The sequence below is a fragment of the Streptococcus oralis genome (assembly GCF_003943385.1).
GTDB lineage: Bacteria > Bacillota > Bacilli > Lactobacillales > Streptococcaceae > Streptococcus > Streptococcus oralis_CA.
Genome location: NZ_RJPI01000004.1, coordinates 148,119 through 157,840 on the forward strand (window position 1 = coordinate 148,119; position 9,722 = coordinate 157,840).

The 9,722-nt window shown below is 43.4% G+C and carries 2 protein-coding genes, 2 tRNA genes and 1 pseudogene; 2 read left to right on the forward strand and 3 right to left on the reverse strand.

The window, feature by feature from the left end; all coding sequences use genetic code 11:
- Window position 1 precedes the first annotated feature (1 nt).
- The gene (gene rpoB / locus D8803_RS04690) at window positions 2–3,607 is read right to left on the reverse strand and encodes a DNA-directed RNA polymerase subunit beta (RefSeq protein WP_131200406.1); all 3,606 of its coding nucleotides are present in this window, start codon (window positions 3,605–3,607) and stop codon (window positions 2–4) included.
- A 442-nt stretch (window positions 3,608–4,049) separates the two neighbouring features.
- On the opposite strand from rpoB, the gene D8803_RS04695 reads away from it, so the two are divergent.
- Complete coding sequence (locus D8803_RS04695; RefSeq protein ID WP_131200407.1) at window positions 4,050–7,766, forward strand: pullulanase; 3,717 nt, start codon at window positions 4,050–4,052, stop codon at window positions 7,764–7,766.
- A gap of 310 nt (window positions 7,767–8,076) precedes the next feature.
- Window positions 8,077–9,428 (forward strand): annotated as a pseudogene (locus D8803_RS04705) (transposase).
- Between the two features lie 50 nt (window positions 9,429–9,478).
- Here the strand turns inward: D8803_RS04705 and D8803_RS04710 are convergent.
- Window positions 9,479–9,552, reverse strand: a tRNA-Pro gene (locus tag D8803_RS04710).
- 16 nt (window positions 9,553–9,568) lie between these two features.
- Window positions 9,569–9,642, reverse strand: a tRNA-Arg gene (locus D8803_RS04715).
- Window positions 9,643–9,722 lie beyond the last annotated feature (80 nt).

Genomic DNA, 9,722 nt, shown 5'->3' on the forward strand with positions numbered 1-9,722 from the left:
CTTATTCAGCAGCTTCTTCTGTTGCTTCCGCTTTTGTTGCTTTTTCAGCTTCTTCAGCTTCAAAGGCTGCTTTAGCCTCTTGAGCTGCTTTTTCGCGGGCTTTTTCAAGGTCATCTACGTGGATGACATCTTCGTCCATTCCTTCATCCAAGTCACGAAGTTCCACTTCTTGGTCATCTTCGTCAAGGACACGCATGTCAAGACCAAGAGATTGCAATTCTTTTACAAGAACTCGGAAGGATTCTGGAACACCTGGTTTTGGAATTGGTTTTCCTTTTGTAATAGCTTCATAAGCTTTCAAACGTCCGTTGATATCGTCAGACTTGTAAGTCAAGATTTCTTGAAGGACATTTGACGCACCGTAGGCTTCAAGAGCCCAAACCTCCATCTCACCGAAACGTTGTCCACCAAACTGAGCTTTACCTCCGAGTGGTTGTTGGGTAACGGTTGAGTATGGTCCGACTGAACGCGCGTGCAATTTATCATCAACCATGTGGTGGAGTTTGATCATGTACATGACACCAACTGATACACGGTTGTCAAACGGCTCACCTGTACGTCCATCGTAAAGGATTGTTTTGGCATCGCTATCCATACCTGCTTCTTTAACAGTGTCCCAAAGGTCTTCCGAACTTGCTCCGTCAAAGACTGGTGTTGCGATGTGGATACCAAGGGTACGAGCAGCCATACCAAGGTGGAGCTCCATAACCTGACCGATATTCATACGTGATGGCACCCCAAGAGGGTTCAGCATGATATCGACTGGAGTTCCGTCTGGAAGATAAGGCATGTCTTCTACAGGAACGATACGAGAGACAACCCCTTTGTTTCCGTGACGTCCGGCCATCTTGTCTCCGACCTTGATCTTACGTTTTTGAGCGATGTAGACGCGAACTAGCATATTCACACCAGATTGCAACTCATCACCATTTGCACGGGTAAAGATCTTGACATCACGAACGACACCATCAGCACCGTGCGGTACGCGAAGAGAGGTGTCACGCACTTCACGAGACTTGTCTCCAAAGATAGCGTGCAAGAGACGTTCTTCGGCTGAAAGGTCTTTTTCACCCTTAGGTGTTACTTTACCTACAAGGATATCTCCTTCTTTAACCTCAGCACCGATACGGATAATTCCCATTTCGTCAAGGTCTTTAAGAGCATCTTCACCAACGTTTGGAATTTCACGAGTAATTTCTTCAGGCCCAAGCTTTGTATCGCGTGTTTCTGATTCGTATTCCTCGAGGTGGACAGATGTGTAGACATCGTCTTTGACCAAGCGTTCGCTCATGATAACGGCATCCTCGAAGTTATAACCTTCCCATGTCATGTAGGCAACGATTGGGTTTTGTCCCAGCGCCATTTCTCCATTTTCCATAGAAGGCCCGTCAGCGATGAAATCGCCTTTTTCAACGACATCGCCAACTTTTACGAGGGTACGTTGGTTGTAGGCAGTACCTGAGTTAGAACGACGGAATTTTTGGATGTGATAAACGTCCAATGAACCATCTTCACGACGAACCTCTACCTTGTCAGCATCTGCGTATGTAACTTTACCACCATACTGAGCAATAACAGCCGCACCAGAATCATGAGCTGCTTGGTATTCCATACCAGTACCAACGTAAGGTGCTTTTGGGTCAATCAATGGCACAGCCTGACGTTGCATGTTGGCACCCATGAGGGCACGGTTGGAGTCATCGTTTTCCAAGAATGGAATACACGCAGTCGCAACGGCAACTACCTGTTTTGGTGATACGTCCATGTAGTCAACAACATTAGCAGGATACTCTTGGTTGACCCCTTGGTGACGTCCCATAACAGTTTTCTCAGCAAAAGTTCCATCTTCGTTCAGACGTGAGTTGGCCTGTGCCACAGTAAATTCATCTTCTTCATCGGCTGTCAACCAAACGATCTCGTTGGTCACAACACCTGTTTCACGGTCAACCTTACGGTAAGGTGTTTGGACAAAACCATACTTGTTCAAGTGTCCGTATGATGACAAGTTATTAATCAAACCGATGTTTGGTCCTTCAGGTGTCTCGATTGGACACATACGACCATAGTGAGTGTAGTGCACGTCACGGACTTCATATCCAGCACGGTCACGTGTCAAACCACCAGGTCCCAAGGCTGACAAACGACGTTTGTGAGACAACTCAGAAAGTGGGTTGTGTTGGTCCATGAACTGTGACAACTGTGATGAGCCAAAGAATTCTTTGACTGCAGCTGTTACAGGACGGATGTTAATGATTTGTTGCGGTGTCAAAACTTCATTGTCCTGAACAGACATACGCTCACGGACATTACGTTCCATACGAGAAAGTCCAAGACGAACTTGATTAGCAAGCAATTCACCAACTGCACGGATACGACGGTTTCCAAGGTGGTCGATATCATCCACACGTCCGATACCTTCAGCCAAGTTGAGGAAGTAGCTCATCTCAGCAAGGATATCTGCAGGAGTCACCGTACGAACCTTGTCGTCTGGATTTGCATTCCCGATGATGGTTACAACACGGTCTGGATCCGTTGGTGCAACAACCTTGAATTTTTGAAGAACAACTGGCTCAGTCACAACCGCTGCATCATTTGGAATATATACAATCTTGTTCAAGTCGCCATCCAAGTGAGGCTCGATACTTTCAATCACGCTACGAGTCATAACGGTTCCAGCATCTACCAAGATTTCACCCGTTTCAGGATCTACCAATGGCTCAGCGATGGTTTGGTTGAGCAAGCGTGTTTTGATGTTGAGTTTTTTATTGATCTTGTAACGACCAACTGCTGCCAAGTCATAGCGACGCGGGTCGAAGAAACGTGCCACAAGTAAGCTACGTGAGCTTTCAGCAGTCTTAGGCTCACCTGGACGAAGGCGTTCGTAGATTTCTTTCAAAGCTTCGTCTGTACGAGAGTCCATTGGATTCTTGTGGATATCTTTTTCGACGGTATTGCGAACCAATTCGCTGTCACCGAAGATATCAAAGATTTCATCATCACCTGAGAAACCAAGCGCACGAACCAAGGTCGTAAATGGAATTTTACGAGTACGGTCGATACGAGTGTAGGCGATATCTTTTGAGTCGCTTTCAAGTTCCAACCAAGCTCCACGGTTAGGGATAACCGTTGAACCGTAGCCCACTTTACCGTTTTTATCAACTTTATCGTTAAAGTAAACACCTGGTGAGCGGACCAACTGAGATACGATGATACGTTCACCACCATTGATGATGAAGGTACCCATCTCTGTCATGATTGGGAAATCACCAAAGAAAACTTCTTGGGTCTTGATTTCGCCTGTTTCTTTATTGATCAAGCGGAAGGTTACAAAAATGGGTGCTGAGTAGCTAGCATCGTGGATACGAGCTTCTTCGAGCGTGTATTTGGGTTCCTTGATCTCATAGCCAACAAACTCCAACTCCATAGTGTCTGTGAAGTTTGAAATTGGCAATACATCTTCAAAAACTTCCTTAAGACCGTGGTCTAGGAAATCCTTGAATGAATCGGTTTGAATTTCAATCAAATTTGGTAAGTCAAGAACTTCTTTGATTCTTGAAAAACTACGACGGGTACGATGTTTCCCGTATTGAACGTCATGTCCTGCCAAGATGATTCTCCTTTGTAAATAAAGTTCCAAGCCTGCTTCATCAGGCTTTTATATTCGTCAAATGGTTGTAAAACCCCTATCACCATGTCCTTCTGATGAATTTTCAGAATCTTTAAATCTTTATTACAAGAGCTCAAAAACCTGAAAAAAAGCACAAAAAGAGCAGCTAAATCCGACTTTTTCAGGAGATTTAACTGCTGTGAGTCTTGTCTGGACAATATTTCAGACAAAACCTACGACAAATGATTACTCTAATTATACCTTATCGGACAAGATTTTTCAAGATTTTTTTACTATTTTTCAAACAATCTTTTCCTATAAAATGGTTTAAAATTTCAAAAGAATGAAGCATAAAATTTTCTTTTAAAAATTAGGAAAACGCTTGCACTAATCTTTACCTCATGCTATACTGATAAAGAATAACTACACAAGGAGAATTGTGATGAAAAAGATCCCATCTCAAACTGAGAAAAAAATGGTTTACGGTATTCGTTCCTTGAAAAATGGAACAGGTTCTGTCCTTATCGGTGCTAGCATTGTCCTGCTTTCTGCTGCAATGCCAACCATTTCGGCTAACGAGAACCTCCCTCAAGCTCAGGAAAATACTAGTGCTGTAGCCAAGGCTCCTACCGAGACCGAAGCAAGTCAAACACAAGAGCAAAGCCCTATTTCTGAGCAAAACAATGCAAACGCTTCCCTTGATGCTAAAAAGGAAACCCCAGCAACTGACGCTCCTCTAGTAGCTGAAACACCTAAAAAAGAAGAAGCTACTACAAGTCAGCCTAACAGCAAGGAAGAGAAAGTAGATACTAGTACTTCGACGCCAAGTTCTGATCAAAAACCTCAAGCAGATACTAGTTCTGAATCACCAATCGAAGACAACCACTTCCGCATCCACGTAAAAAAACTCCCTGAAGAAAACAAGGATTCTCAAGGTCTTTGGACTTGGGACGATGTTGAAAAACCTTCTGAAAACTGGCCCAATGGAGCCAAGTCCTTCAAGGATGCCAAGAAAGATGACTATGGCTATTACCTAGACGTCAAACTCAAGAATGATCAAGCCAAGAAGATCAGCTTCCTCATCAACAACACCAAAGGAGATAACCTTACTGGAGACCGTTCTGTAGAGCGCCTTTCTCCAAAAATGAATGAGGCCTGGTTGGATGAAAACTACAAGGTATACAACTACCGCCCTCAGCCAGCAGGTACTGTTCGTGTCAACTACTACCGCACCGATGGCAACTATGACAAAAAATCTCTCTGGTATTGGGGCGATGTCAAGAACCCAATCAGTGGAGAATGGCCTGACGGTACTGACTTTACCGCAACTGGAAAATATGGCCGTTACATTGATATCCCACTCAATGAAGCTGCAAGAGAATTTGGATTTTTATTACTAGACGAAAGCAAGAAAGGCGATGATGTGAAAATCAGAAAAGAAGATTATAAATTCACTGATCTAAAAAATCACAGTCAGATTTTCCTCAAGGATGATGACGAAACCATCTACACTAACCCCTACTATGTGCACGACATCCGCATGACTGGTGCCCAACACGTGGCCAAGTCTCGTATCGAAAGCAGTTTTTCTACCCTCGTTGGAGCTAAGAAAGAAGACATTCTTAAACACTCCAACATCACTGACCATCAAGGAAACAAAGTAGCTATCACAGACGTGGAAGTGGATGAGGCTGGTAAGAAAGTGACCTACATCGGCGACTTCTCTGACACTCAACACCCGTACACTGTCAGCTACAATTCAGACCGATTTACCACACGTTCAAGCTGGCGCCTCAAGGATGAGTCCTACAGTTACGATGGTTCACTCGGCGCAACTCTAAAAGAAGATGGCAAGCGTGTCGATCTCACCATCTGGTCTCCAAGTGCTGATAAGGTTTCTGTCGTTGTCTACGACAAGAAAGACCCTGAAAAGGTAGTCGGAACTGTCGCCCTTGAAAAAGGAGAAAAAGGAACCTGGAAACAAACTTTGGACGCAAACTCAGGTCTAGGTATCAGCAACTACACTGGCTATTACTACCACTACCAAATCGAGCGTCAAGGTAAAACCGTTCTCGTTCTTGACCCTTATGCCAAATCACTAGCGGCTTGGAACAGTGATCTAGCAAAAACAGATGCAGCTCATAAGGTCGCTAAAGCTGCCTTTGTCGATCCAGCAAAACTAGGCCCACAAGACTTGACCTACGGTAAGATTCGCAACTTCAAATCGCGCGAAGATGCGGTCATCTATGAAGCTCATGTCCGTGACTTTACTTCCGATCCTGCCATCGCAAAAGATTTGACCAAGCCATTTGGTACCTTTGAAGCCTTTATCGAAAAACTAGACTATCTCAAAGACTTGGGTGTGACCCATATCCAACTCCTTCCAGTCTTGTCCTACTACTTTGTCAATGAATTGAAAAACCATGAACGTTTGTCTGCATACGCTTCAAGCAACAGCAATTACAACTGGGGATATGACCCTCAAAACTACTTCTCCTTGACTGGTATGTACTCAAGCGATCCCAAGGATCCAGAAAAACGAATCGCAGAATTCAAAAACCTCATCAACGAAATCCATAAACGTGGTATGGGGGCTATCTTGGATGTGGTCTACAACCATACTGCCAATGTTGACATTTTTGAGGATATTGAGCCAAACTACTATCACTTTATGGACGCAGACGGAACTCCACGTACTAACTTTGGAGGCGGTCGTTTGGGAACTACCCACTACATGTCTAAACGCGTCTTGGTAGACTCCATCAAGTATCTGGTTGAAACCTACAAAGTGGATGGTTTCCGTTTCGATATGATGGGAGACCATGATGCGGCTTCTATTGAAGAAGCTTACAAGGCTGCACGCGCCCTTAATCCAAATCTAATCATGCTAGGCGAAGGTTGGAGAACCTATGCTGGTGATGAAAATATGCCAACCCAACCTGCTGACCAGTCTTGGATGAAGAAAACCGATACTGTCGCTGTCTTTTCAGATGACATCCGTAACAACCTCAAATCTGGTTATCCAAACGAAGGTCAACCGGCCTTTATCACAGGTGGAAAACGCGATATCAATACCATCTTTAAAAATCTGATTGCTCAACCAACTAACTTTGAAGCAGACAGTCCTGGAGATGTGATCCAGTATATCGCAGCCCATGATAACTTGACCCTCTTTGACATCATAGCTCAGTCTATCAAAAAAGACCCAAGTAAGGCGGAAAACTACGCTGAGATCCATCGTCGTTTGCGACTTGGAAACCTCATGGTCTTAACTGCTCAAGGAACTCCGTTTATCCACTCTGGTCAGGAATATGGACGTACTAAACAATTCCTTGATCCAGCCTATAAGACTCCTGTTCCAGAGGATAAGGTCCCAAACAAGTCTCACTTGTTGCGTGACAAGGACGGCAAGCCATTTGTCTATCCTTACTTTATCCATGACTCTTACGACTCTAGTGATGCTGTCAACAAGTTTGATTGGACCAAGGCAACAGATAGCAAAGCTTTCCCTGAAAATGTCAAGAGCCGTGACTACATGAAAGGCTTGATTGCCCTTCGTCAATCTACAGACGCCTTCCGACTCAAGAGTCTGCAAGACATCAAAGAGCGCGTCCACCTCATCACTGTCCCAGGACAAAATGGCGTTGAAAAAGAAGATGTGATCATCGGCTACCAAATCACTGCTTCAAACGGTGATGTCTACGCTGTCTTTGTCAATGCGGATAGTAAGGCTCGCGAATTCAACTTGGGAAATGCCTTTGCTCACTTGAGAAAGGCCGAAGTCTTGGCTGATGAAAACCAAGCAGGACCAGTAGGAATTGCTAAACCTCAAGGTCTTAAATGGACTGAAAAAGGGTTGCAATTGAACGCTCTTACTGCCGTTGTTCTCCGCTTGTCTCAAGGTGGTGCCATCGTTGCCCCATCTGTGGAAGAAAAACCAGAATTTGATCTTTCTAGCTTGGAAGTTGAATCAGAACAAGACCAAGCCCAAAACCTAGTAGCAAATCCTGACTCTCAAGAAACTGCTACAGAGACTCTTTCTCAGAAGGTCCTTCCAAACACAGGTACTGAGAACAAATCCCTTCTTGCCCTTGCTGGATTCAGCATCCTTGCCCTTCTCGGACTTGGATGGTTGATAAAAAACAAGAAAAAGAACTAATACTCAATGAAAATCAAAGAGTAAACTAGAAAGCTAGCCGCAGGCTGCTCAAAGCACAGCTTTGAGGTTGTAGATAAGGCGAAGCTGACGTGGTTTAAAGAGATTTTCGAGGAGTATAACCTAGCCCTCCTATAGAGAAAACACCCCATGGTTAGAAGAATCTTCTAGTCATGGGGTGTTGTTTGCAGACTCTATAATATTTGTAGTGGGTAAATCCCCTATGGATATTATGGAGCCTATTTTGTTGTAGAAAAAAAGTCCCATAAGATCTATAATGAAAAGCGATCAAACCATCATTAGAAAGAATCATATGGAACCATTATATTTTATCACAAAACTACTCGATATTAAAGACCCTAATATCCAAATTATGGATGTTATTAATAGAGATACCTTCAAGGAAATCATCGCTAAACTGGACTATGACGCCCCATCTTGTCCTGATTGCGGAAGTCAAATGAAGAAATATGACTTCCAAAAACCATCTAAAATTCCTTACCTTGAAACGACTGGTATGCCTACTAGAATTCTTCTGAAAAAGCGTCGTTTCAAGTGCTATCATTGTTCGAAAATGTTGGTCGCTGAGACTTCTCTCGTCAAGAAAAAGCACCAAATCCCTCGTATTATCAACCAAAAAATTGCTCAAAAGTTGATTGAAAAGACCTCTATGACTGATATTACTTATCAGCTGGCCATTTCAACTTCAACTGTCATTCGCAAGCTCAATAACTTTCACTTTAAACATGACTTTAGCCGACTTCCTGAGATTATGTCCTGGGACGTTGAAACAGTCAGGGGAGTGACTGTTTCAATCGGGAGATAAAGATGAGTTTCATTGCGCAAGATTTTGACAAGCTCAATATCATCGCTGTCCTTGAAGGCAGGACACAAACTATCATCCGAAATCATTTTCTTCGCTACAATCAAGCCGTCCGTTGGCAGGTGAAAATCATTACGATGGATATATTTAGCCCTTACTATGACTTGGCTAAACGACTTCGCTTTCGAATTTCTAGGCTCAGGCTGAAACAGTCTACCAGACTGTTTCACTCCCAAATGCAAAAATTGTATTGGATCGCTTTCACATTGTGCAACACTTAAGCCGTGCTATGAGCCGTGTGCGGGTCCAAATCATGAACCAATTCGATAGAAAATCCCATGAATACAAGGCTATCAAGCGCTACTGGAAGCTCATTCAACAAGAAAGCCGTAAACTCAGCGATAAGAGATTTTATCGCCCTGCTTTTCGTATGCACTTAACGAATAGAGAAATTCTAGACAAGCTTTTGAGCTATTCAGAAGACTTAAAACACCACTATCATCTCTACCAACTCTTGCTTTTTCACTTTCAGAATAAGGAACCCGAGAAATTTTTCGGACTCATTGAGGACAATCTAAAGCTGGTTCATCCTCTTTTTCAGACTGTCTTTAAAACCTTCCTCAAAGATAAAGAGAACATTGTCAACGCCCTTCAACTACCCTATTCTAACGCAAAATTAGAGGCGACTAATAATCTCATTAAACTCATCAAACGAAATGCCTTTGGTTTTCGAAACTTTGAAAACTTCAAAAAATAGATTTTCATCACTCTGAACATAAAAAAAGAAAGGACAAAATTTGTCCTTTCTCGATCTTAGCTTTTCTTCAATCCACTACAGTTGACAAAGAGCCAAAAAAAGATACTCACTTAAGTATCTTAGTCAATAAATCAATCGGGAAGACAGGATTCGAACCTGCGACACCTTGGTCCCAAACCAAGTACTCTACCAAGCTGAGCTACTTCCCGAGTTAAATAGAAAAAATGCACCCTAGAGGATTCGAACCTCTAACCGCCTGATTCGTAGTCAGGTACTCTATCCAGTTGAGCTAAGGGTGCTCATTATTATATGCCGAGGACCGGGATCGAACCGGTACGATCGTTTCCAATCGCAGGATTTTAAGTCCTGTGCGTCTGCC